20 protein-coding genes are annotated in these 24,393 nt (G+C 64.9%); 14 read left to right on the top strand and 6 right to left on the bottom strand.

The window, feature by feature from the left end; genetic code table 11:
* Window positions 1–163: 163 nt before the first annotated feature.
* From nrfE to PG883_RS03915, 7 genes are all read left to right on the top strand, one after another.
* Window positions 164–2,125: a heme lyase NrfEFG subunit NrfE gene (gene nrfE / locus PG883_RS03945; RefSeq protein WP_257707320.1), complete on the top strand. Its 1,962-nt coding sequence runs from the start codon at window positions 164–166 to the stop codon at window positions 2,123–2,125.
* Complete coding sequence (locus tag PG883_RS03940) at window positions 2,122–2,721, top strand: DsbE family thiol:disulfide interchange protein (protein ID WP_254231520.1); 600 nt, start codon at window positions 2,122–2,124, stop codon at window positions 2,719–2,721. The genes nrfE and PG883_RS03940 overlap by 4 nt, the downstream gene beginning before the upstream one ends.
* A complete protein-coding gene (gene nrfF / locus PG883_RS03935) occupies window positions 2,718–3,908 on the top strand; it encodes a heme lyase NrfEFG subunit NrfF (protein WP_254231521.1) in 1,191 nt (396 codons plus the stop codon). The genes PG883_RS03940 and nrfF overlap by 4 nt, the downstream gene beginning before the upstream one ends.
* A 350-nt stretch (window positions 3,909–4,258) precedes the next feature.
* Complete coding sequence (locus PG883_RS03930; protein ID WP_029314613.1) at window positions 4,259–5,179, top strand: serine hydrolase; 921 nt, start codon at window positions 4,259–4,261, stop codon at window positions 5,177–5,179.
* A gap of 161 nt (window positions 5,180–5,340) precedes the next feature.
* Complete coding sequence (locus PG883_RS03925) at window positions 5,341–5,481, top strand: DUF2256 domain-containing protein (protein ID WP_080768040.1); 141 nt, start codon at window positions 5,341–5,343, stop codon at window positions 5,479–5,481.
* On the top strand, window positions 5,481–7,001 hold the full coding sequence (locus tag PG883_RS03920) for a cryptochrome/photolyase family protein (RefSeq protein ID WP_201935956.1): 1,521 nt from the start codon (window positions 5,481–5,483) through the stop codon (window positions 6,999–7,001). Before PG883_RS03925 ends, PG883_RS03920 begins: the two co-directional genes overlap by 1 nt.
* A 153-nt stretch (window positions 7,002–7,154) precedes the next feature.
* The gene (locus PG883_RS03915; protein WP_042882483.1) at window positions 7,155–8,408 is read left to right on the top strand and encodes a D-amino acid dehydrogenase; all 1,254 of its coding nucleotides are present in this window, start codon (window positions 7,155–7,157) and stop codon (window positions 8,406–8,408) included.
* Window positions 8,409–8,485: 77 nt separating this feature from the next.
* Here PG883_RS03915 and PG883_RS03910 read toward each other — a convergent pair whose 3' ends face one another.
* A complete protein-coding gene (locus PG883_RS03910) occupies window positions 8,486–9,610 on the bottom strand; it encodes an HPP family protein (RefSeq protein WP_254231523.1) in 1,125 nt (374 codons plus the stop codon).
* A gap of 177 nt (window positions 9,611–9,787) precedes the next feature.
* Here PG883_RS03910 and PG883_RS03905 point away from each other — a divergent pair, with 177 nt between their 5' ends.
* Window positions 9,788–10,900: a glycosyltransferase family 9 protein gene (locus PG883_RS03905; RefSeq protein ID WP_202041661.1), complete on the top strand. Its 1,113-nt coding sequence runs from the start codon at window positions 9,788–9,790 to the stop codon at window positions 10,898–10,900.
* 93 nt (window positions 10,901–10,993) lie between these two features.
* Here PG883_RS03905 and metE read toward each other — a convergent pair whose 3' ends face one another.
* The gene (gene metE / locus PG883_RS03900) at window positions 10,994–13,258 is read right to left on the bottom strand and encodes a 5-methyltetrahydropteroyltriglutamate--homocysteine S-methyltransferase (protein WP_270806976.1); all 2,265 of its coding nucleotides are present in this window, start codon (window positions 13,256–13,258) and stop codon (window positions 10,994–10,996) included.
* Between the two features lie 161 nt (window positions 13,259–13,419).
* On the opposite strand from metE, the gene PG883_RS03895 reads away from it, so the two are divergent.
* Window positions 13,420–14,355 carry a LysR substrate-binding domain-containing protein gene (locus tag PG883_RS03895; RefSeq protein ID WP_257707316.1) on the top strand — a complete coding sequence of 312 codons (936 nt, stop codon included), beginning with the start codon at window positions 13,420–13,422 and terminating at the stop codon, window positions 14,353–14,355.
* A gap of 73 nt (window positions 14,356–14,428) precedes the next feature.
* Here the strand turns inward: PG883_RS03895 and PG883_RS03890 are convergent, their stop codons facing one another.
* Both PG883_RS03890 and PG883_RS03885 read right to left on the bottom strand, forming a co-directional pair.
* Entirely contained in the window at window positions 14,429–15,217 is a 789-nt protein-coding gene (locus PG883_RS03890) for a siderophore ferric iron reductase (protein ID WP_257707315.1), read from the bottom strand.
* 62 nt (window positions 15,218–15,279) lie between these two features.
* Window positions 15,280–17,424 (bottom strand): TonB-dependent siderophore receptor, encoded by a 2,145-nt coding sequence (locus PG883_RS03885; RefSeq protein ID WP_069785648.1) that lies wholly within the window; start codon window positions 17,422–17,424, stop codon window positions 15,280–15,282.
* Between PG883_RS03885 and PG883_RS03880 the strand changes: the two genes are divergently transcribed.
* Window positions 17,410–17,724 carry a hypothetical protein gene (locus PG883_RS03880; protein WP_270806975.1) on the top strand — a complete coding sequence of 105 codons (315 nt, stop codon included), beginning with the start codon at window positions 17,410–17,412 and terminating at the stop codon, window positions 17,722–17,724. The two genes, PG883_RS03885 and PG883_RS03880, sit on opposite strands and share 15 nt — an antisense overlap.
* Before the next feature lie 134 nt (window positions 17,725–17,858).
* On the top strand, window positions 17,859–18,974 hold the full coding sequence (locus PG883_RS03875) for an EAL domain-containing protein (RefSeq protein WP_103858844.1): 1,116 nt from the start codon (window positions 17,859–17,861) through the stop codon (window positions 18,972–18,974).
* On the opposite strand, the gene PG883_RS03870 is transcribed toward PG883_RS03875, so the two are convergent.
* Window positions 18,971–19,870 (bottom strand): AraC family transcriptional regulator, encoded by a 900-nt coding sequence (locus PG883_RS03870; protein WP_270806974.1) that lies wholly within the window; start codon window positions 19,868–19,870, stop codon window positions 18,971–18,973. The two genes, PG883_RS03875 and PG883_RS03870, sit on opposite strands and share 4 nt — an antisense overlap.
* Window positions 19,871–19,986: 116 nt before the next feature.
* Window positions 19,987–20,886: a LysR family transcriptional regulator gene (locus PG883_RS03865; RefSeq protein ID WP_103858843.1), complete on the bottom strand. Its 900-nt coding sequence runs from the start codon at window positions 20,884–20,886 to the stop codon at window positions 19,987–19,989.
* A 100-nt stretch (window positions 20,887–20,986) separates the two neighbouring features.
* On the opposite strand from PG883_RS03865, the gene PG883_RS03860 reads away from it, so the two are divergent.
* The 3 genes from PG883_RS03860 (at window position 20,987) to PG883_RS03850 (ending at window position 24,251) form a co-directional block, all read left to right on the top strand.
* Window positions 20,987–21,625, top strand: coding sequence for an NAD(P)-dependent oxidoreductase (locus tag PG883_RS03860; RefSeq protein ID WP_041211536.1), 639 nt, complete (start codon window positions 20,987–20,989; stop codon window positions 21,623–21,625).
* Window positions 21,626–21,972: 347 nt separating this feature from the next.
* Window positions 21,973–22,995, top strand: coding sequence for an isopenicillin N synthase family dioxygenase (locus PG883_RS03855; protein ID WP_103858842.1), 1,023 nt, complete (start codon window positions 21,973–21,975; stop codon window positions 22,993–22,995).
* A 92-nt stretch (window positions 22,996–23,087) separates the two neighbouring features.
* Window positions 23,088–24,251 carry a trans-sulfuration enzyme family protein gene (locus PG883_RS03850; RefSeq protein ID WP_103858841.1) on the top strand — a complete coding sequence of 388 codons (1,164 nt, stop codon included), beginning with the start codon at window positions 23,088–23,090 and terminating at the stop codon, window positions 24,249–24,251.
* Window positions 24,252–24,393: the final 142 nt, after the last annotated feature.

The following is a 24,393-nucleotide window of genomic DNA, read 5'->3' as shown; positions in this document are numbered from 1 at the left end:
ACCAGCGCCAGCCACCCTCGGGTGACTGGCGCTGGTTTGTTGCTGGCCCAATGAATTTCTGGTGATGCCACACCCGTTGCTTGGCAATGTTTTCCCCCAAAGGGAGACGACGCGGCGTGTGTGGCATGACATGAATGACATCAAAGATTGAACCGGAGGTTGTGTGCTGGCGGAGCTCGGCTATCTCTCACTGTTGCTGGCGACCGGGCTCGCCCTGCTGCAAGGGCTGCTGCCCTGGCTGGGATTGCGGCTCGCCTCACGCCCGCTGCTGGGCTGCGCAACACCGCTGGCCATCCTGGTCGCGCTCCTGCTCGGGGCAGCCCTGCTGCTGCTCGCCAGCTGTTTTGGCCAGGATGACTTCACCCTGGTCTATGTGGCCCAGCACGCCAACAGCGCCCTGCCCCTAGGCTTCAAGCTGGCGGCCGTGTGGGGCGGCCACGAGGGCTCCATGCTGTTCTTCGTCTTTGCGCTGGGGCTGTGGGGCGCGCTGGTGGCCCTTTGCTCCAGGCGGGTCGATCCGCTGATCACAACCCGGGTATTGGCCATCATGGGGCTGATCGTCGGGCTGTTCGGCCTCTATACCCTGATCTTCTCCAGCCCGTTTGACCGCCAGTTCCCGGGGCCACTGGAGGGGCGCGATCTCAACCCCATGCTGCAGGATATCGGCCTCATCCTCCACCCACCCCTGCTCTATCTCGGTTATGTCGGTTTTGCGGTCAACTTCGCCTTCGCCATGGCGGCGCTGCACTCGGGCAGGCTCGATGGCGCCGTGGCCCACTGGAGCCGCCCCTGGGCGCTCGGCTCCTGGGTCTTTCTCACCGCCGGCATCGTGCTGGGTTCCTGGTGGGCCTATTACGAGCTCGGCTGGGGCGGCTGGTGGTTCTGGGATCCGGTGGAAAATGCCTCCCTCTTGCCCTGGCTGCTGGGCACCGCCCTGCTGCACGCCCTGGTGGTGTGCGAGAAGCGCGGCGCTTACGGCCACGCCGTGCTGCTGCTCTCCATCTTTACCTTTTCGCTCAGCCTGCTCGGTACCTTCGTGGTGCGCTCCGGGGTGCTCACCTCGGTACACGCCTTTGCGGTGGACCCCAGCCGCGGCCTCACCCTCTTGTTGCTGCTCGGTTTGCTATTGACCTGCGCCCTCACCCTGTTTGCCCTGCGGGCGGACATTCGCGCTCCCTATGCCCGCTTTGGCTTGCTGTCAAAAGAGGGACTGCTCGGCGCCGCCATCCTGCTGCTTTGCGTGGCCTGCGCCAGCGTGCTGCTCGGCACCTTCTACCCCATGGTGTTCCAGTCGCTCCATCTGGGCTCGCTCTCGGTGGGCGCCCCCTATTTCAATACCATCTTCGTGCCGCTGGCCCTCTGCCTGATGGCGCTGATGACCCAGCTGCCGCGCCTGCGCTGGCAGCATCTGGCAGCCCAGCGCCGCATCACGGTGCTGCTCCCATGCCTGTTCGGCCTGCTGGGGGGCACCTTGCTGAGCCTCGCCTATCCCGAACCGCTGCGGGCAAACTGGCTGGGGCTTGCGGCCAACGTGCTGAGCCTCTGGCTGATGGCCAGCCTGCTGCTCCCGCTCTTGCAACCGGTCGCCCTGCGCGAGCTCACCCTCAATCGGTTCGGCAGCCTGCTGGCCCACCTCGGGGTGGCGGTGTGCGCCCTCGGTATTGCGCAGGTGAGTCACCACAGTCAGGAGGGGGGCGCGGTACTCGCCGCAGGTCAACCCTATCGGCTCGGCACCTTCGAGTTTCGCTATGAGGGGAGCGAGCCCATCATCGGCCCCAACTACACCGCCGAGCGCATCACACTTAGCGTGCATCAGGATGGTAAAGAGGTCGCCAGGCTGACGCCGGAGCGGCGCCACTACAGCGTGCGCACCATGAACATGAACGAACCCGGGATCAAATGGGGAATGCTCGGCGATCTCTACGTGGTGCTTGGCGAGAAGATGGGACCCGGCGCCTATGCCATGCGGCTGCACTACAAGCCGCTGGTGCGCTGGATCTGGCTCGGCGGCCTGTTGATGATGGCGGGCGGCACCCTGCGCCTGCTCGCCCGCCGGCCGCTGCTGGCTAGCCATCCTGCGCCAGCGACCGCCCCCTGCCCCCGACTTGAACAGGAGTCCTTATGAACGCCCGTCTGCGCCTGTTCGTACCGCTCGTGCTCACCCTGGGGCTCGGTGCCCTGCTCTGGCTCGGCCTTGGCAACAACCCCTACAGCCAGGATGAGGCAGTCGCCGGGCGCACCCTGCCTGCCTGGCAGAGTGACGATCTGCTTGGTGGCCCCTCCATCCACACTGCGGCGCTCAAGGGGGAGCTCTTCGTGCTCAACGTCTGGGCCAGCTGGTGCCCCAACTGCCGCGCCGAGCATCCGCTACTGGGTGAGCTGGCCAGTACCGTGCCCCTCTATGGCCTCAACTACCGGGACAAGGGAGACGCTGCTCGCGCCTGGCTCACCGAGGCGGGCAACCCCTATCGCGCCGTGCTGGCCGACCCCGACGGCCGACTCGCGCTGGAGCTCGGCGTCTACGGCACGCCGGAGACCTATCTCTTCGCCGGCGACGGCACCCTGCTGACCCGCCATACCGGCCTGCTCACCCGGGAGATCTGGCAACGCCAGTTTGCCCCCCTGCTTGCAAAGGCCCGCAGCAACACCGCCAGCCAGCCCGAAGTGGAGAGAGAAGTGGAGATACAAGTGGAGAGAGAAGTGCAGGAGAGCAAGCCATGAGCCGTCTCGTCCACGCCCTGATCGCGCCGCTCTTGCTGGCCTTGAGCCTCGGGGCCCTTGCCAGCGGGGTCGACACCTATGAGTTTCGCCACCCAGAGCGGCAGACCCGCGCTCAGGAATTGTCCCGCGCCCTGCGCTGCCCCCAGTGTCAGAACCAGAACCTGGTGGAGTCCAACTCCCCCATCGCCCGGGATCTGCGGCTCGAGGTCTACCGCTGGGTGGACGAGGGGCAGTCTGATGAGCAGGTGATCGCCCGCATGACGGCGCGCTTCGGTGACTTCGTGCGCTACGATCCCCCCTTCAAGCGCAGCACGGCGCTGCTGTGGGGCGGCCCCGCCCTCTTGCTGTTGTTGGCGCTCCATCGCCTGCACAGGAGCCTGCATCGCCGGCAACCGGCGCGGGTGCCGCTTGTCGGCGACAGAGCCGAGGGGATGCTCGCCCACGACCCCAGGGCCGAACTGAACCGGCTGATCATGGCCGAGCAGCAGGCGGGGCTGGCCCCCCACAGTCGCCTCTACCGGGAGCTGGAGCTGGCCCGTCTCGCCAACGCCACCCCAACCGCCGAGCAGGCCCTGCGCGAGGGGCTGGCAAAGGACCGCACCGCCCGTCCGCTGCCCTGGCTGCGCTCCTGGATGCTGTTTGGGGCCCTGCTGCTGGCGCTGATGGCCGGTATTTATGCCGGCACCGGCCGCTATCAGGCGTGGCAGGCGTATCAGGCGCGCCCCGATCCGCTGGCGGGATTGAGCCCGCGGGATCTGCAGGACAAGGAGCTGGGCGCCTTGCACCAGCGCCTGCAAGCCAACCCCGCCGATCTCGACGGTTGGACGGCGCTCGGCCAGCTCTATCTCTATCGGGACGAGTACGAGAACGCCCTGCTCGCCTACCAGCGTCTCGCCCTGCAAGAAGGGGGTGCCAGCGCCGCGACTCAAGCAGCTCAGGCTACCGTGCTCTACTACCAGGCGGGCCAGCAGCTCACCCCGGAGGCGCTGAGCCTACTCGATAGTGCGCTCAAGCAGGACAAGGGCGAGGTGAGCGCCCTGATGCTGCTCGCCTCCGATCACTTCCTGCACGGCCGCTACTCCCAGGCCATCGCCCTCTGGCAGCAGTTGCTGGACGAGGAGCGCCCCCGCATCAATCGGGCCGCGCTGATCCAGGCCATTCAGACCGCAAGGATGATGGGAGGATGAAGCGGGGCAAAACGGCGATAATGCAGCGGGCCATCTTCCCTGCCGGGCGCCGTTTTAATCGCCATGGTCGCCATGAACAACCTTTTCATCATCCCAAGGCGCCGAAAGGTGCAAAAAGAGTCGTCATCCCGCCCCTCGCCAGCATATAGTGCGCCCCCGTGGTGGCGTGTCTGGCATGGCCTGACAGGCCTCTATGACTCCCTTTATCGGGCCTAATAGCCCCGATGCGGGGGATTTCAAGGTGCGCTGGCCCATAAAATGGAAATATCCGGCCACCAGACGTTGTGAAGCGTCAATTACCGTCATATAACTTAGCCAAATGTCCCTGTGAGTCGTAGTAGAGTCAAACCATGAACCTTCGTCCTTTTCTTCCCTTGCTGCTCGGCGCCTTCCTCCTTCCCGCCAGCATGGAAAGCGCCCATGCCAACCCGTTTTCTGCGACCTCTTCTTCCACCAACAGCCTGCTCGAACCCCGCAGCAACCTGCCACTGAGATCCGATGCCTACGTGGTCGTCAACCCGAAAACCGGCGAGACCCTGGCAGAGCGCAACGCCAACCGGGTGATGTCCATCGCCTCCATCACCAAGCTGATGACAGCGCTGGTGGTACTGGACGGCAATCAGCGCCTCAACGAGACCCTCACCGTCACCATGGATGACGTGGACAGACTCAAGGGCACGGGGTCGCGCCTCGCGGTGGGCTCGCGCCTGAGCCGCGCCGACATGCTGCACATCGCACTGATGTCCTCTGAAAACCGCGCCGCCTCCGCTTTGGGACGGCACTACCCGGGTGGCCGCAAAGCCTTTATCGAGGCAATGAATGCCAAGGCCCGCATGCTCGGCATGTGGAGCACTCATTTCGCCGACAGCACCGGGCTCAACCCCCGCAACGTCTCCACCGCACACGATCTCGCCAAACTGGCTGCTGCCGCATCCACCTACCCGCTGATCCGCCAGTACACCGCCTCCGAGCAGCGTCTGGTACGCAACGGCAAGCGCCAGCTGCACTACCTCAACTCCAACCGCCTGGTACGGGAAGGAAGCTGGCCCATTCTGGTCTCCAAGACCGGTTATATCCGCGAGGCGGGGCGCTGCCTGGTGATGGGAACCCGGGTCAACAACGAGCCCGTGGTCATGGTGCTGCTTCACGCCAACACCACGGATGAACGGGTCGCCGATGCCAGAAAGATCAAGAGCTGGCTGGAAACCTCGGGCCGCATGACCCTGACGGCGCAGTCCACTCCCCAGCCCAGGCTCTTCAGCAGCCAGTAACGGCTACGAGAACAAGGGCCCCCGAACCGGCAGGTGCGGGGGCCTTTTTCATGAGTGGCAATCACCCCCTATTGCCTCTTTCTGCTCCCCCAGTGATCCCGACCGTATGGTGCTTCGTTAAGGAGGCAGAGAGAAACCAAGGGCATCAACAGGGCCGCCACATGCACCTCAAACCCCATCTACCCGAGAAGATCTGTCCCGTCTGCCTGCGTCCTTTTGCCTGGCGGCGCAAGTGGGCCCGCTGCTGGCAGGAAGTGCGCTATTGCAGCGAACGCTGCCGTCGTCGGAAGGAGCACCCCTGATGGAGCTGCGCCTCATTCTCGGGGATCAACTGAACGCAGGTCACAGCTGGTTTCACACGCAGGATGCCGCTGTCTGCTACCTGATGGTGGAGCTGCGCCAGGAGACGGACTACTGCCGCCACCATCGCCAGAAGGTGCTAGCCTTCTTTGCCGCCATGCGCGCCTTCGCCGCCGCCCTCACCAAGGCGGGCCACCGGGTCTGCTACCTGACTCTCGATGAGAGCGCCCCCTGGCCCGATTTGCCGAGCTTGCTGGCGGCCCAGCTAGAAGCGCATCAGGCCGATCGCTTCGCCTGGCAGAGCCCGGACGAGTGGCGCCTTGCAAGCCAGCTGACCCAGTGGGCCTCAGGCCTTGCCATCCCGACCGCTGAGGTGGACAGCGAACATTTTCTCACCCCCCGCGATGGCTGGCGACGCTACCCCCACAGCCGGATGGAGTTCTTCTACCGCGCCCTGCGAAAGCAGTACCGGGTGTTGCTCGATGAGCGCGGCCAGCCCCTTGGGGGGCGCTGGAACTTCGATGCCGAGAATCGCGCCAAATTGCCGGCGAGCCAACCCATTCCGGCGCCCCTCACCTTTGCCAACGAGGTGAGCGACATCGATGCCATGCTGACCCGCCACGGCGTCGCCACCATTGGCAGTGCCGATGCCGACGCCCTGCCCTGGCCCGTCACCCGGCGCCAGAGCCGCGCACTGCTTGAACACTTCCTTGCACACTGCCTGCCCCACTTCGGTCGCTATCAGGACGCCCTGAGCGAGCGGGGCTGGAGCCTGTTCCACAGCCGCTTGTCGTTTTCCATGAACAGCAAGATGCTCCATCCCCTCGAGGTGATCCGCGCTGCGCAAGCTCACTGGCAGGCCAATCAGGCCACCATTTCCCTGGCGCAGGTGGAGGGGTTTATCCGCCAGATCCTCGGCTGGCGCGAGTTTGTCCGCGCCCTCTACTGGGAAAAAATGCCCGAGTATCGGCGCACCAACTTTCTCGGGGCCGAGCGACCCCTGCCCGGTTTTTTCTGGAATGGAGAAACCAGCATGGCCTGCGTACGTCACGCCATTCGACAGTCTCTGGAGCACGCCTATGCCCACCATATCCAGCGGCTGATGGTGACCGGCAACTTCGCCCTGCTGGCGGGGATCCACCCTGACGAGGTGGATGCCTGGTATCTGGGCATCTATGTGGATGCCATTGAGTGGGTGGAGCTGCCCAACACCCGCGGCATGAGCCAGTTTGCCGATGGCGGCCTGATGGGCAGCAAGCCCTACGCCAGCAGCGGCGCCTATCTCGAGCGGATGGGCCACTACTGCAAGGGGTGTCACTATCAGGTGAAGGCCCGCAGCGGGCCGGACAGCTGCCCCTTCAACAGCCTCTATTGGCACTTTATCTGGCGCAACAGGTACAAACTTGGCAACAACCCTCGCCTCGCCCTGCCCTATGCCAACTGGGATGGCCAAACCACAGAACAGCAACAAGCCATCCTGACGACGGCAGAGCATCATCTGCTCCACCTGGAACGGCTCTGAATCGACCGGATTTCATGCCAGAAAGTGAGCAAATGACAACATTGAGCGCCAGTTAACAAAATGTGAATAGCGATAACCACCAATGACATCGACACCAGTTGAATATCCTGTGGCGGCTGATTAAGGTGGAGGCCCCAGTCAAGGAGAGACAAGATGGACATAGTGGTACTCGGTGGTGGCGTGGTCGGTGTGACCAGCGCCTGGTATCTGGCCAAGGCCGGTCACAAAGTGACCCTGCTGGAGCGGCGTGACGGGGTGGCCCTTGAAACCAGCCATGCCAACGCGGGTCAGATCTCCCCGGGTTATGCTTCCCCCTGGGCTGCCCCCGGCATTCCCCTCAAGGCCGCCAAATGGCTGCTGCAAAAGCACGCCCCCTTCACGGTGCGGCCCACCTCGGACCCCTTCCAGCTGCGCTGGATGCTGAAGATGTTCGCCAACTGCACGCCAGCGGCCTATGCAGTCAACAAGGGGCGCATGGTGCGGCTGGCCGAATACAGCCGCGACTGCATGAAGCAGTTGCGGGGCGAGCTGGCGCTGGACTACGAAGGGCGCCAGCTCGGCACCCTGCAACTGTTTCGCAGTCAGGCCCAGCTCGATGCCAGCCAGCGCGATATTGCCGTGCTCGAGGAGTACGGCGTCCCCTATCAGTCTCTGAATGCCGACGGCTGCGAGGAGGTCGAGCCCGCCCTAGCAAGGGTGCGTGGCAAGGTGGTGGGGGGCCTGCGCCTGCCGGGGGACGAGACGGGGGATTGCTTCCGCTTCACCCAGGCCCTGGCTGACGAGGCCCGCAAGCTCGGGGTGAGCTTCGTCTTCAACTGCGCCATCGACGAGGTCGAGATCGCGAAGGGACGCGCCGTGGCGGTCCGTGCCGGCGAGCAGCGCTTCCAGGCCGACGCCATCGTCTGTGCCCTCGGCAGTTATGGCACCGGCTTCCTGCGCCCCCTCGGAATTGAGCTCCCCGTCTACCCGGTCAAGGGGTACTCCCTCACCCTGCCGATGACGGATGCCGAGGGTGCCCCGCGCAGCACCGTGCTGGACGAGACCTACAAGGTCGCCATTACCCGCTTCGACGAACGGATCCGGGTGGGCGGCATGGCCGAACTCTCGGGCTTCAACCTGGCGCTCAACCCCAGACGCCACGATACCCTGGCCATGGTGGTGAGGGATCTCTTCCCCCAGGGGGGAAATCTGGAGCAGGCCACCTTCTGGACCGGGCTGCGCCCCATGACGCCGGACGGCACGCCCCTGGTGGGCCCAAGCCCCATTCCCGGGCTCTGGCTCAATACCGGCCACGGCACCCTGGGCTGGACCATGGCGGCAGGATCGGGCCAGTTGCTCAGCGATCTCATCTCGGGCAATACCCCGGATATCAGCGACGAGGGGCTCACCCTGGCCCGCTACGGCTAGGCATTGGCCACCGTCTGTGCAAGTCTGCGAAATAAAGAGGGCGTGCCTGGCACGCCCTCTTTTTTCTTGCCCCCTGGCTATGACGACACCGGGGTCGCCTCCTCGCTCGTCAGTCCGGGTTTCAGGGCCAGGGTGAACAGGGCCGCCACCATGTCGGACTGGGTGATGATGCCCACCAGCTGCTCCCCCTCCACCACCGGCATGTGGTGCAGCCCCCCGTCGGAGAAGGCCTCCACCAGATCGTAGAGAGGCTGGTAGCGCCGCGCCGTCTGCACCTCCCGGGTCATCAGATCCGCCACCTGCTGCTGCTCAAGGGCCTCCTTCGCCCTCGGCTGGTGACCCGCCCGGTCGATCATCAGGTCGTGCAGGGTGATGATGCCGACCAGCCTCTCCCCCTCATCCACCACCGGCAGCGCCTTGATCTGGTGGTGGGAGAGCAGATGCCACGCTTCCATGGCAAGCGCCTGTGGCGTCGTCACGACGAGATCCCGCGACATCACATCCTGGCAACGCACCGTCCCCACTCGCCCCCGCAGGGCGTGAAGCTGGGCCTCCTGCAGCAGCTCCTGCAGATCCTGGCGGCTGATGTCCAGCAGTTCCTCGTGTTTTTGCAGGGCAAAGTCGATGTCCTGGGTGACGAGTCGGGCACTCGGCTGGGGATCCGCCGTCTGGTGGCGATTGGGCGCCACCTTGCCGCCATGGGGATAACGACGCCCCAGAGCGCGGTTGTAGATAAGTCCCAGACTCAGCAGCAACAGGGAGTTGAGCAGCACCGGCAGCAGCACGTAGCCGACCCCGAGCGCCCGGATCCCCTCGCCGCCGATGACGGCGGTCAAGGCCACGGCGCCGCCGGGCGGGTGCAGGCTGCGGGTGAGGAACATGGCGGCGATGGCCAGCATCACCGCCAGGGCCGAGGCGATAGCCATGTCCGGCACCAGGCTGGCACTCAATACCCCCATCAGGGCCGACACCCCGTTGCCCACAAGGATGGACCAGGGCTGGGCCAGGGGGCTGGCCGGGGCGGCAAACAGCAGCACGGCGGAGGCCCCCATGGGGGCGATGAGCCAGTGCACCTCGAGCCCCAACCCCCAGCGGCACAGCAAGGCGGTGCCGAGCAAGCCGATGAGGGCGCCAAGGGCGCCGTAACAACTCTCTTTGACGCTGGTATTGGTCGATACCGGCAAAAAATCCCTGAACTGCATGGTGCTCCCGCGGACGATAACATTTATTTCAAATGCGCAATTCTAGCCACTTTCCCCCGTCCCGCACCAGCCCCCCGCTCCGCCATGGCCATCATCCGCACGCGTTTTCCCTTCTTAACATTGTCTTAAGAGTCCGCTGGCACCCTTTACGCCATCCCAACACTGGAGCCCAACGGTATGACTCACCTCAACGATGCCCTGCGCCGCTTCGACGGCCAACGCCGGGTCTGGACGGCGGGACTGGAGCGAACCCTGCTCGGCTGGCTTGCCAGTCGCAGCGCATTGCCGCCCTCTTCGCAGGCACCCCGCCGGATCCTGGTCATTCGCAGCACCAACCGCATCGGCAACAACCTCTTCCTGCTGCCCTTCCTGCACCAGCTTCATCGCGCCCATCCCCACGCCGAGCTGGAGCTGGTGTGCAGCCCCACCGCCCTGCTCCCCTTCCTGGCCGATCTGCCCCTGCGGCACATTCATCAGATCCGGTTGCAGGGCAGACACCTGCCGGGCGCCCTCTCGGCACTCTCGCGTCTGCGCCGCCAACACTACGACAGGGTCTACGTCCCCTTCGCCTCCAGTACGGATCACTTCATCGCCGCCTGGGTACAGGCCCGTGAGAAATGCGGCTTCGACGATGGCCACGGGGATCTCATCTTCCCGCGTCCGCGGGCTGCGGACAGTGAGTGCCACTACGCCCACCAGCCCCTGCAACTGCTCGGCATACCGGGCAATCCGGCCGAACCCATTCCCCTTGGCAGCCTGTTGCAGGGGCCAAGCCCGGCCTTGAGTGCGCTGCGACGAGCCCATCCTGGCCGTCCCCTGATCGGCTTTTTCACCGGCGCCCGCAAGGGCAAGGGGCTCTCCCAGCCCCAGTGGCAGCGGTTGCTTGGGGATCTGCGCCGTCACAGCCCGGATGCCCTGCTGATCCAGCTCGCGGATCCCGCCGCCCCCGAGCACCTGCTCGGGGACGTGCACGTTTCCCTTGGCAACATGGGGGAGCTGGCCCGCTTCACGGGCGGCCTCTCCCTCTTCGTCAGCGCCGACACCGGTCCCCTGCACCTGGCTGCCGCCAGCGGTGTGCCCTGTCTTGGCCTCTTTACCCAGACCGACCCCGCCCGCTACGGGTGCCTGGGTGCCCAGCACCTCAATCTGGTGATCGAGGATCGCAATGCCATCCCCCTCGACCAACAGTGGCTGGCCGAGGCGCTCGCAAGCGCCCCTCACCCGGTGACGATGTCGGTTTCCCCCACCCGCTACCAGCCCGCCTCCCACCCCGCCCTGATCCCCCTCTAGGGAGCGGCCATGCAAAAAAGAGGGAAGGCTGTCGCCTTCCCTCTCTCGTCTTGGTGACACTCACCGGGCGCTCGTCCGGGTGAATGGAAGCCCTCAGGCCAGCTCGGCGCGCAGCGCCCGGGTCGCATCGACCATCACCTTCAGGGCTGCGGTGGTCTCTTCCCAGCCGCGGGTCTTGAGGCCGCAGTCCGGGTTCACCCAGAGCCGGTCTGCCGGGATTTGTTGTGCAGCCTTGCGGATGAGGTCTTCAATCCAGCCCTGGCTCGGTACGTTCGGCGAGTGGATGTCGTAGACGCCCGGGCCGATCTCGTTGGGGTAGTTGAAGCGCTCGAACGCTTCGAGCAACTGCATCTGGCTGCGGCTCGTCTCGATGGTGATCACATCCGCGTCCAGCGCCGCCACCGCCTCGATGATGAGGTTGAAGTCGCTGTAACACATGTGGGTGTGGATCTGGGTGCTGTCCACCACCGGGCTTGCGCTCAGGCGGAAGGCGCGCACCGCCCAGTCGAGATAGGCCTGGTGATCCTGCTTGCGCAGGGGCAGCCCTTCGCGGATCGCCGGCTCGTCGATCTGGATGATCTTGATGCCGGCGGCTTCCAAGTCAGCCACCTCGTCGCGAATGGCCAGGCCAATCTGCAGGGCGGACTGCTCGCGGCTCACGTCTTCCCGCGGGAAGGACCAGCAGAGAATGGTAACGGGGCCGGTCAGCATGCCCTTCACCGGCTTGTCGGTCAGGCTCTGGGCAAACTTCGTCCACTCAAGGGTCATGGGGGTCGGACGGTCGATGTCACGGGTGATCACCGGCGGCTTGACGCAGCGGGAGCCATAGCTCTGTACCCAGCCAAAGCGGGTGATGGCAAAGCCGTCCAGCAGTTCCCCGAAATACTCCACCATGTCGTTGCGCTCCGCTTCACCGTGCACCAGCACGTCGAGCCCGATGGCCTCCTGGCGCTCGATGGCATCCTTGATCTGGGCCTGGATGCCCGCCTCGTAGGCCTGGTCATCGATGCGCCCGGCACGCCAATCCTGACGCAGCACCCGGATTTCAGAGGTCTGCGGGAAGGAGCCGATGGTGGTGGTGGGCAGGAGCGGCAGCTTCAGATCCGAGCGCTGCGCGTCGGCACGCACCGGGTAGGCGCTCTGGCGATCGAAGTCACTGTTGGTCAGGCTGGCGAGTCGTGACTGCACCGCTTTCTTGTGAACCCGGCTGTCGGACTCCCGATCCACGATGGGCTGGCTGTAAGCCTCGATTTTGTCTAGGGCGCCGCCGTCCAGGTAGTTGGACAGCAGCCCCAGCTCATAGCACTTTTGCAGGGCGAAGGCGAACCAGCTGCGGGTCTGGGGATCCAGCTCGTGCTCCAGGGTCAAATCCACCGGGCTGTGCAGCAAGGAACAGGAGGAGGCCACCCAGAGGCGCTCGCCAAGCTTTTCTTTCAAGGCCTTGAGGGTCGGCGCCAGCTTGGCCAGGTTGGCACGCCAGACGTTGCGGCCGTTGATGACACCCGCCGAGAGTACCCACTGGGCCGGCAGGTGCGGGACCAGGGTCTCCAGCTGCTCGGGGGCAGCCACCAGATCCAGGTGCAGGCCGTCCACCTTCAGACTGGTGATGATGTCCCGCTGATGGGCCACGGACCCGAAGTAGGTGGTGAGCAGCAGCTTGCAGGGGCCGTTCAGGCGCTCATACGCCTTGAGGTAGGCCAGGCGCCACTCGTCCGGCAGGTCCAGCGCCAGGGACGGTTCGTCGATTTGCACCCACTCCACCCCCTGGGCCGCCAGTTTGGCCAGGATCTCCTGGTAGACGATCAGCAGGCGATCCAGCAGTTCGAGACGGGAGAAGCCGCTCTCTTTCTCCTTGCCAAGCCACAGGTAGGAGACGGGGCCCAGCAACACCGCCTTGACCGGCAGCCCAAGGGCCTTGGCCTCTTCCACCTCGTCAAAGAGCTGGCTCCAGCCCAGCTTGAAGCGCTGGTCACGGTAAAATTCCGGCACCAGGTAGTGGTAGTTGGTGTTGAACCATTTGGTCATCTCGGCAGCGGCCGCCGCCGGGCCGGTCGGCGCACGGCCACGGGCCACCCGGAACAAGGTGTCGAGGTCGGTGTCGCCGTGGCGGTGACGGGCAGGCACGGCGTCCACCAGCAGGCTGGTACCCAGCACCTGATCGTACCAGGCAAAATCCCCCACCGGCAGCAGGTTGACCCCGGCGGTACGCTGGGCCTGCCAGTGGCGCTCACGCAGGCTCTTGCCCACGGCGACCAGCTCGGCCTGGGTGGTTTCGCCACGCCAGTAGGATTCGAGGGCAAATTTCAGTTCGCGCTTGGCGCCGATACGGGGAAAGCCCAGGGTGTGTGCGAAGGTCATAGGTTCCATTCCTTATGCTCGTTTATCTGATGAGGATCTGGATTGTTTGGCCATCCAGATGTTTACACATCCAAAATGACAAGATAAGGTGACCTTGGCTATTGAATCCTCTTCAACTGGCTCTCAAGAATTTCTCAACTGACGCACAAAGGAGCAGTGCCATGGTCGCGCCCACCCCATCCAGCCCCCCTCAGAGCAGCAATCTGGGCATCGATCTCAAACACCTGAAGACCATCAGCGCCCTGGCCGAGCAAGGGTCCCTGGCCGGGGCCGCACTCACCCTCAACCTCACCCAGTCCGCCCTCTCCCACCAGCTCAAGGAGTTGGAGACCCGCCTCAATCTGGAGCTGTTTCTTCGAAAAAGCCGCCCTCTGGTGCTGACGGCGGCAGGCCAGCATCTGCTGGCCCTGGCCCGTCAGGTGCTGCCCGCCCTGGCCCAGACCGAGCGCCAGATGGTCGCCCTGCACAGCGGCGAGGCGGGCAGGCTGCATCTGGCCCTCGATTGCCACAGCTGCATCCAGTGGCTGCTGCCGCTGTTGCCGGACTTTCGCCGCCAGTGGCCCGGCGTGGATCTGGAGGTGGAGTCGGTGCCGGGTTTCGATGCCATCAGTGCCCTGCTTGGCGGCCAGCTCGATCTGCTGCTCACCTCGGATGTGCAGGCCCGCGGGGATCTTCACTTCGAGCCGCTGTTCGCCTTCGATCTCACCCTGGTGATGGCGCCGGATCACCCCCTCTGCCAGCAGCGGCGCATCGCACCGGACGATCTGCGGCCGGAGGTGCTGCTGGTCTATCCGGTGGAGCGGGCGCGCATGGACGTGTTCAGCCGTTTCCTGCAACCGGCCGGGGTGGAGCCCGCCCGTTGCAAACCGGTGGACAACACCTCTGTCATGCTGCAGATGGCCGCCGCCGGGCTCGGGCTCGCCGCCCTGCCCCGCTGGGCCAGCGAGGAGTTCGTGCGCCAGGGCCTGCTTGAGGCGCGCCCTCTCGGGGAGGGCATTCGCCGCCACATGTATGGCGCCGTGCGCGCCGCCGACAAAGATCAGGCCTGCCTGCAGAGCCTGTTCGAGCGCATCCGCACCCGGATGGCGGCCCAGTAAGCCGGGCACAAAAAAGCCGCCAGGATCAGGCGGCTTTCATCACGGGTTGCCCGCGCAGACGAAGAGTCGGGTATCAGCATTCATCACCCCTCACCCCACCCAGCCTTCGCGGGCAGTTGCCACACAGTTCCCCATCCCGGCGCTTGTAGTGCAGGCAGCAGCGCTGGCGCACATAGCCCGGGAAGGCCTCGTCCCGGGGCAGGCCCGCTTCGCACCAGCCCGTCAGATGTGCCGACGGCAGGCCACAGGATTCAAGCCAGAGGGGAGCATGGGACCTCACCTCCTCCCGACTCACCTCCCCGAAGAAATCGGGCACCCGCACCAGGGCCGCCAGCAGATCGTCCGCCAGGAGCGGGCGCACGAAACCGGGGCGCAGCCGCTGCGCCGTCCCAAGGAGGGTGAACAGCCCCTGCCAGTGCGCCTGGAGTCGCTCTCCTGCCGTCTTGATCAACACGCCGGCCTCCCCTCTGATCATGGGCTCGGCCGGCAGGGTAAAGCCCGACACCACGCCGGCCTCATGCCCCTGTCCCAGCCTGTCGAGGGCAGGCACGGCCTGATGGCGATAGACGGCCACCATGGCGAGATAGATGGATTGCCAGCAGAGCATGCCCCAGCTGCGGGTGAGCCAGTAGGCGGGCCCCGCCTCCGGGTGTGCCTGCTGCCAGTGCGCATGGAGGGCTGCGGCCACCTCGGCCGACGTCGCTCCGGTGGCATCCGTCAGTGGCGGGCGCACGTCACCGACCGCCACCAGGTTCCCCTTGAGGGACGGGATCAGGCTGGCCGCCGCCGCGAACAGGGCCTGGTGCTCCGAGACGAGGGCGCGATCCGCGTCCGCTTTCTCCCGGCCAAGGCCGTGCGGCACACCGCGCGCCCTCTCCTCGCCCATTCGTTGAAAGGGCCCCGGGCGCGTGCCGGGGCGCAAGGTCAGAATGCGTATTTGAGTCGCGCCTCCACGCTTCGTTCGGCCCCGAACCAGCAGTTGTTCTGGTCGTAGCAGGAGTAGTAGGTCTTGTTGAACAGGTTGCTGGCGCCAAGCGATACCCCCACTCCCTTCAGGCTTGCGCTGAGGGCGGCGAGATCGTAGGAGGCGGACATGTCCATCAGGAGGTAGTCCGGTACCTTGTCGGTGTTGGCGGCATCCATCTCGGCCTCCCCCACGTAGCGCAGGCCGGCGCCCACTCGCATCCCCTCGAGGTTGCCGCCGGGGTAGTAGTTGCTCCACAGCGACGCCATCTGTCTGGGGACCCAGACCGGCGTCTTGCCCTGCAGCGTGGTGGTGTCACGCGTGATCTCCATGTCCATCAGGGTGTAGTTGAGGGCCAGATCCAGCTGGCTGGTGAGATCGGCTCTCCCCTCAAGCTCGATGCCCCTGGAGACCGTCTCCCCGGTCTGCAGCTTGGGCCCGTAGACATTGTCCGGATCCGTCACCAGGGCGTTCTTCTTGGTGATGTGGAACGCCGACAGGGTCGCCGTCTTGCTCATGTCATCGGAGAGAAACTTGACGCCCCCTTCCCACTGGTGACCGGTCGCCGGTTTGAACGCCTGGCCCTGCTTGTCCGCCCCCGGCACCGGCTCGAAACTCTCGGCATAGCTCGCATAGGGGGAGAAGCCGCCATCCAGCTCATAGAGAGCGCCGACGCGGAAGGAGAGGTTGTCCTGATCGATGTGGGCCAGGGACTGGCTGTCCGCCCCCTGATAGAGGGTCCGGCTGTCGGTGTCCATCCGGTAGCGGTCGTAGCGGGCGCCGCCGATGGCCACCAGCCGATCGAGGCGCACCTGATCCTGCAGATAGACGCCGGTCTGGGACTGACGGATCACCTTTTTATCCTGGTAGTTGAAAGTGAGTGCCTCTGGGACTATCTGGCTATGGTTCGGGTTGAAAATGTCGATGCTGGGCGCCGAGTAGTCGAGGGTATCCCGGTAGAGGATATGGGCATCCAGGTACTGGTAGTCGACCCCGAGCAGCAGGTTGTGCTGGGCAGAGCCCGTCTGCACCTTGCCCGCCAGCTGGTTGTCGATGACAACGCCGCGAGAGTCTTCATCGGTGAGATAGGCGTTGCGGGCCAGGGTGCGGTTGTCCGCCGCCAGGGCCGCGTTGTAGGTGTTGCGCTGATAGGCGGACGCATCCATGTAGCGGGCATTTTGCAGCACCTGCCAGCGCTCGTTGAAGTCGTGGCTCAGCTTGTAGCCCAGCAGGGTCACGTCCCGGTTGTACTCGTTCCAGTTCTCGTCACCAAGGAAGGTGTCGCTGCCAAGCTGCCCCAGGGGGTTGGACTTGGCCGAGCCGCTGGCGGGCACAGTGGTGTAGATGCCGGCCTCGGGATCCTTCTGGTAGTAAAGGTTGAGGTTCAGCAGGGTACGCTCGCCGAGCTGCCAGTCCAGGGACGGCGCAAAGACGTAGCGCTCCTCCTTCGAGGTCACCGCCTGGCCATCCTTCTCCCGGGCCAGTCCCACCAGCCGATAGGCGAGCTGCTCGTTGATGGCACCGGTGCTGTCGAGGGTCATCTCCTTGAGGGTGCCCGTGCCGGTCGCCACGCTCACGTTGTGCTTGCTCTCCCGCTGGGGGCGCTTGGCGATGAGGTTGACCATGCCGCCGGGGGGCATGCTGCCATAGAGCACCGATGTCGGCCCCTTGAACACCTCCAGCTGCTCGATGGCCACCGGATCGATCTGGGGTTGCAGGTTCCAGTCGTTGTACTGGAGCAGCAGGCCGTCATAGAAGTTCTGGTAGTTGTCAAAGCCACGGATGTTGAACAGATCCAGCCGGTTGACCGCCCCGCCCCGCAGCTCGGTGTTGACGCCGGGCACATAGCGCAGCGCCTCGCTCACCGAACTGACACCGCGCAGCGACAGGGTCTCCCCATCCACCACCGAGATGGCCTGGGGCGTCTCGATGGGGTCGAGCCGGGTCTTGGTCGCGGTGTTGCGATAGGTCTGGCCGAGCACGGTCAGGGTCTCGTCGGCGGTGGCCGTATCCTGGCTGTCGGGCGCGGCGGCCTGCACAGAGCCTGCAAGCAGGGTGGAGATGGTCACGGCGACCAGGGTCAAAGGGGGGTGAACAAGCTGCATCTGCTCCTCGATTACTTACTGCATGTGAATAGTAACAAATATCATTTGCATTTTATTGTTCTATTTTGCCCCGATATTAACAATTTGGGGCATGTTGGCGGGGAAGCGGGAAAAGCGAGGGTGGCAGGCACGCCATCTCCTATCGGAGGCAACATGGCAACGTCGTCGAGGCTCTCTGAGAGGGTCCATCATGGCCGCCTGATGAAGGTCACCGCCTTCACTTGCATCGTCAACCGGCGAGTAGCCATCACATATTCAGAACATGGCGGCATTTTCACCACCATATTTACACTCATCTGACAAGTATGGTCGTGTGTGCCCTCCCCTTGTTGATCCTGGTCAATCGCTATTGATAAATGAGGCGATAGCATACCCACCCTTTTATCAGCCCTGATTGAGACAATACCAAGCCATCCGGCGATCGCACCCTGCTGGTGGAGCTGGACGGCTTCCACATCTTCGGCGCCTTGCAGGCCGTGATGGGAGAGGACAACCTCTTCTTCCTCCTCGGGGACCAGGCCCTCGATGGCCACGGCAGGACCCTGCCCGCAGCCCGCCTGCTGGAAGGAGGACAACGTCTGCAACAAAGCGAGCCCACCGCTCATCCCTATCGCCTGGTGGCGCTCAACGGTTACAAGGAAGTGCTGGCGTTTGCCTGGGCGTACAACCAGGAGAACCTGCTTGCCGCCCCTGTGCTGGCGCTGTTGCTGGGGCTGCTCACCTTCTATCTGAGGGGGCGCAGCGGCTCCCCCCGCAGCGAGCTCGCCAGAGCCATGGCGGCCCGGGAGTTCATCCCTTATCTGCAACCCGTGATGGACAGGCAGGGGCGCCTGCGCGGTTGTGAAGTGCTGATACGCTGGCGTCATCCCACACAAGGGATGATTGCCCCCAACCACTTCATTCCCCTCGCGGAGGAGTGCGGCTACATAGTACCCATGACCCGCCAGTTGATGGCCCAGACCCGGGATTATCTGGTCGGGGTGGCCAACAGGCTGCCCCCCGGCTTTCACGTCGCCGTCAATGTCTGCGCCCAGCACTTCAAAAACCGGGACATCGTCGCCGAGTGCCGCGACTTTCTTCGCGCTTTCCCGGGCCAGGATCTGCGCCTGGTGCTCGAGGTGACGGAGCGGGAGATGGTGGATGCGGACGAGCAGACCCGCGCCATCTTCGATGCCCTGGACGAGCTGGGCGTGCTCATCGCCATCGATGACTTTGGCACCGGCCACTCCAGCCTCTGCTATCTGCAGATGTTCCATGTGGACATCATCAAAATCGATCGCAGCTTTATCAAGGGAATGAAAGAGGAAGGCCCCTCCCGCCATATCGTCGAAAACATCCTGGATCTCGCCCATCGCATGGGGCTGGCTCTGGTCGCCGAGGGGGTGGAGACCCAGGAGCAGGTCGAGATGGCACGCCACTATGGCATCGACTACTTGCAGGGCTTCTACTTCGCCAAGCCGCTGCCACCGGCCCAGTTCACTGATCTCCTGGCCAGCGCCACACGCCCGGAGCCATCCCGGCGACATGCCGGGGTGAGCCTCCTTCCCTAACGGGGGGCGACGGGCAGCCAGTACTCCATGGTGGCCTCGGGCTGCTGGCCGTCAAAGCCGGGGGCATAGCGCTCCAGTTCGAAACCGTCCAGCCCCCGGTATGCCGACTCCGGCAGCCAGTGCAGGATGAACCAGTGCAGGCTCTCCCCCAGCTGGGCAATGGGTCCTTTGTGGGTGAGCACGGCATACTCCTGGGCCGGCACGTTGAGACTCGACAGGCCGGGGGGCGTAGGCGCCGTCGTGGCCACTCCGGCCCAGTAAGACAGTCGCTCCCCTGCCCCCGACACATCCACCACCCCCAGCCATTCCCTCGACAAGTCCAGCGCCCCCGTCTCGCGCAGCGCTCGCCAGATGGCGGGCACCGTCTGCTGAAAATCCGGTGAGGCATCGAACAACCCCCGGATCGTGCCCCTGACTCCCTGCAAGGTGAACGTTGGCAGGCTCTCTATGCGCACCTGCACCAGGTTGGGAGAGGCAGAGCGGGGGACCGCCGCCCGCACCAGGGGCGTGCGCAGCCCCAGCCGCAGGCCCCGCTTGCGATACGCCAGCGGCGAGCAGCCAAATTGCTGCTTGAAGGCGCGGCTGAAACTCACTTCCGAGCCAAACCCGTGATCCAGCGCCACATCCAGCACCCGCAGCCGGGTGGAGAGCAGCGCCTCCGCCGCCATGCTCAGCTTCAGCTCGCGCACATAGTGAGCCACCGTCTGGCCCGTCTCATGCAGGAATACCCGTTGCAACTGCCAGCGGGACCAGCAGCTCTGCCGTGCCAGCGCCTCCAGGGAGAGCGGCTGATCCAGATTGGCATGGATGTAGTCGAGCACTCGCTCGATGCGGGTGAGGTGGGCGCGCGCCTCGGGTGCCGGCTCACGGAGTGGGTGGGGAGAAGTCGGTGTCATGATGCGCTTGAGACCACGCCAGCAGAGGGCGCTCTGGCCCGGGAGGGCCACATTAAACAGGGGTGTCGCGCCGACCGCAAGGCCGGCGCACCGCCTGGCTATTCATCCCGCCCCGCTCAGGGTAGACGGCTCTGGCCATGCTCGGCAAAGTGGCTGCGAAGGGCGCTGATCACCCGCCGCACCTTCTCCGGGATCTCCCGCTGGGGGGTGATGGCATGGATCTCCATGGGAGGGGCCAAAAAGCCCGGCAGCAGCACGAGCAACCGACCGGTGGCGAGATCTTCTTCTATTTCACCTTCCGGTTGCAGCGAAATCCCCTGCCCTGCCAGGGTAAACTGGCGCAGGGGCAAGACGTTGTTGCACAGCACCCTGGGCTTGGGCTTGACCTTGTGGGCCTCCCCCTTCTCGTCCAGCAGCAGTATCCCGCCCCCCAGCATGTCCGAGGCCAGCCAGTCGTGGGCCAGCAGATCCGCCGGGCTGCGCGGCGTGCCCTTGCGTGCCAGATAGGCGGGCGAGGCACACAGCAGCATCCGGGTCTGACCCAGCCTGCGTGCCACCAGGGTGGAATCTTCAAGCGTGCCGACCCGCAGCGCCACGTCGATGCGATCCTTGATGAGATCCCGCTTCTCGTCGTCGGCAATGATCTGGATGCCCAGGCCCGGGTGCGCCTGCAGCAGTGGCGAGAGCGCCCGCGCCAGGGGCTGGCCCGCCATCCCCACCGGCGCGGTGATCCGCACTTCTCCGAGCAGGCTGTCGCGCACCTCCGAGAGGCGCAGCTCGGTGTCGTTCAAGGTCTGCTGCAACGACTGGCAACCCTGCCACACCACCTCCCCCGCTTCGGTCAGGCTGAGGCGGCGGGTGGAGCGGTGCAGCAGGGGCAGGCCGAGCTGGCTCTCCAGTTGACTGATATGCTGGCTGACGGCGGACGGGGTCATGCCGAGGGCCTTGGCGGCACCGGTCATGCTGCCCGCCTCCACCACGGCCGCGAAGATGGCGTAGCGTCTGAGCTGATCCATTATGAAGCCCTGCTTACAAGTGAATGCAATTTTAAGTGGATTATTAAATCACACTCGGGGGCGTAGGATAGCCCCATTCCCACAGTGAAGGAGAATTCCCATGAAGATTGCCCTCATCGGTGCCAGCGGTTTTGTCGGTTCAGCCATCCTCCAGGAGGCCGTCAGCCGCGGTCATCAGGTCACCGCCATCGTGCGTGACGTGAGCAAGGTCGCCGCTCACCCGCAAGTCACCGCCGTGGCGGTGGACGCCCAGGACAGCCAGGCACTGGCCAGGGTGCTCAAGGGGCACGATCGGGTGATCAGTGCCTACAACCCGGGCTGGAGTGCCCCGGACATCTACGATCAGTACCTCAAGGGGGCCAGCGCCATCGTGGCCGCCGCCGTCGCGGCCAACAGCTGGCTGCTGGTGGTCGGCGGTGCCGGCAGTCTGGAAATCGCCCCGGGCGTGCAGCTGGTGGACACCCCGGAGTTCCCGGCAGAGTGGAAGCAAGGGGCCCTCGCGGCCCGGGATGGTCTCACCGCCCTTCGCCGGGAAACCACCCTCGACTGGCGTTTCGTCTCCCCACCGGTGTTCCTCGAACCCGGCGAGAAGCGCGGCGGTTACCGCCTTGGCACGGATCAGGTGCTGTTCAGCGGCGAGCAGCCCGCCGGGATCACGGTCGGCGATCTGGCGGACGGGGTGCTGAACGAGGCGCAAGCACCGGCTCACCTGCGCCAGCGTTTCACCCTGGGTTATTGAGGAAAGGCGCGCCAGCAACCCTTCCCATGACAGTCACACGGAGGGAGGCGGATGCCTCCCTCCGCCTTTTCTCTCCCGCGTCTATCCCGTCACGCCAATGTCGCTCTCACCCGGTACGGCCGATCGCCGCCTGAGCCGCCCGTTGCTCGTTCCATTCGCTCAAGTCCGAATTCCATTTCGAATTTTGTATATAACTAAGAATATTTTGTTGCTTCCACCTTATAACCTCGAACAGTAGCATCACCCTCAACCCAAACGGCGCCACTCAAGAAGAGTGCGCCCCGGTTTCGCAACACCCCGCACGCCGGGGCACGCAGACCCCGTTCACGGAAAGTGAGGAGATGCCCATGACCACCCCATCATTGCCGATCATCGATCTCGCCGCCCTCAAGGGCACCCCGGCTGCACGCAGCCGGATGCTGGCGCAGCTTGGCCAGGCCGCCCGCGAAGTGGGCATTTTCTATCTGGTGGGCCATGATCTGAGCGAATCGGCGCGCCAGGAGACCCTGGCGCTCGCCGCCCGCTTCTTCGCCCTGCCACTTGAAGAAAAACTGGCGGTGCAGATGGTCCACTCCCCCCACTTTCGCGGCTACAACCAGGTGGGGGCAGAGCTCACCCGGGCACGGCCGGATCTGCGGGAGCAGTTCGATATCATGAACGAGGCCCAGGCCCTGCCTGTGGCGCACATTCGTGAACCCTGGCAGCGCCTCATCGGCCCCAATCAGTGGCCCGCCGCCCTGCCCGAGATGAAAACACGTCTGCTGGCATGGCAGGATCGACTGAGCGACATCACCCTCACCCTGCTGGACGCTTTCGCAGAGGTGCTAGGGCAGCCCGCCGGCGTATTTGACGAGAGCATTCGCGGTGCCCCCTACCAGCACATGAAGCTCATTCACTACCCCGGACAACCCGAAGGCAGCAGTGGTCAGGGGGTAGGTGCCCACAAGGATCCCGGCTACCTGACCCTGGTGATGCAGGACGATCACTCCGGGCTCGAGGTGGAGACGGCGGATGGCTGGATCCCCGCGCCCCCCTTGCCGGGCGCCCTGGTGGTCAACATCGGCGAGCTGCTGGAGCTCGCGTCCGACGGCTACCTCAAGGCCACCCTGCACCGGGTGGTGAGCCCACCTCCCGGGGTATCGCGCCTCTCCTGCGCCTTCTTCATGGCGGCAAGGCTGGATGCGACTGTGCCACTGCTTAGCCTCTCCCCCGAGCTGGCGGCGCTGGCCGAAGGGCCCCAGAGCGATCCCGCCAACCCGCTCTTTTATCAGGTGGGGGAGAACGTGCTCAAGGGGAGGCTACGCTCCCATCCGGATGTGGCGGCTCGCCACTATGCAGGCGAGCCGCAGCGCGAGCCAGCGCTAGTCTGACAACCCGCCACTCGACATTAAAAAAGGGGCGCGACGGCGCCCCGGATAACACAAGCAGTCGGGCAACGACCTGACAATGACGGAGTAAAAAAATGAAATTCAAGACCATGAGCGTGCACAGCGGCCAGCGGATCGATCCCCAGACCGGCGCCCTCACCACCCCGCTCTACCAGAGCAGCACCTTCAGCTACTTCAACGCCCAGGCGGGCAAGGAGCGCTTCGCCGGTCAGGCTCCCGGCTTCATCTACAGCCGCTTTGGCAACCCCACCACCGCCGAGCTGGAGCAGAAGCTGGCAGCCCTCGAAGGTGCAGATGAGGCACTGGTGGTGGCCAGCGGCATGGCGGCGGTGAGTGCCATCATGTATGCCCTGGCCGACAGCGGTGATGAAGTAGCCTATATCGGCCCCCTCTACGGCGGCACCGATGCCTTCCTCAAGCAGACCTTCAGCCGCGCCGGCATCAAGATCACCGCCTACGAGAGCGATCAGGCGCTGCTGGCCAACATCCGCCCCGCCACCAAGGTGGTACTCTTTGAAACCCTGACCAACCCCACCCTCAAGGTGGTGGATCCGCAGGTGGTGGTGGAGGCGGCCCGCAAGGTGGGTGCCATCACGGTGTGTGACAACACCTTCCTCACCCCCTACCTGCTGCGCCCGCTCGAGCTTGGCATCGACATCGTCATGCACAGCGGCACCAAGTACCTGGGCGGTCACGGCGACATCATCGCCGGGGTGGTGGCGGGCTCTCACGCGCTGATGAAGTCGATTCGCACCGTGGCCCTCAAGCACATCGGCTCTCCCATCGGCCCGCAGGAGGCCTACCTGCTGCAACGGGGGGTCAAGACCCTTCCCCTGCGCATGGATGCCCACCTGCACAACGCCCAGAAGGTGGCTGACTTCCTGGATGCCCACCCAGCGGTGAAGAAGGTGATCTACCCGGGCCTTGCCAGCCATCCGGGCCACGATGCCCTCGGCGCCTTCGCCAGCGGCTTTGGCGGCATGGTGAGCATCGAGCTGGAAGGCGGGTTTGAGCGCTGCGCCACCCTGCTCGACAACCTGCAACTCTTCGTGCAGGCGGTGAGCCTCGGCGATCTCGAGAGCCTCGCCTGCCATCCGGCCAGCACCACCCACGCAGCCATGGACGAGGCGAGCCGCCTCGCTGCCGGGGTCAATGACGATCTCATCCGCTTCAGCATCGGGGTGGAAGACGCCGACGATCTGATTGCCGATCTGGCCGCCGCCCTGGCCCTCCTCTGATATCCAGTAGCGATTCCGGGCGAGTGACGCAATAAAAAAGGTTCTTCGCGGGATCCTGGGAAAGTGGAAGTTGACAGACAGGGTGCTGGTAAACTGGCTGTCTCCAAACACACCACCACCATCACCCTGCTGTCGCCGTGCA

This window comes from Aeromonas sp. QDB25 (genome assembly GCF_027707725.1).
GTDB classification, from domain to species: domain Bacteria; phylum Pseudomonadota; class Gammaproteobacteria; order Enterobacterales; family Aeromonadaceae; genus Aeromonas; species Aeromonas caviae.
This window is presented reverse-complemented; position numbering and strand designations above follow the sequence as displayed.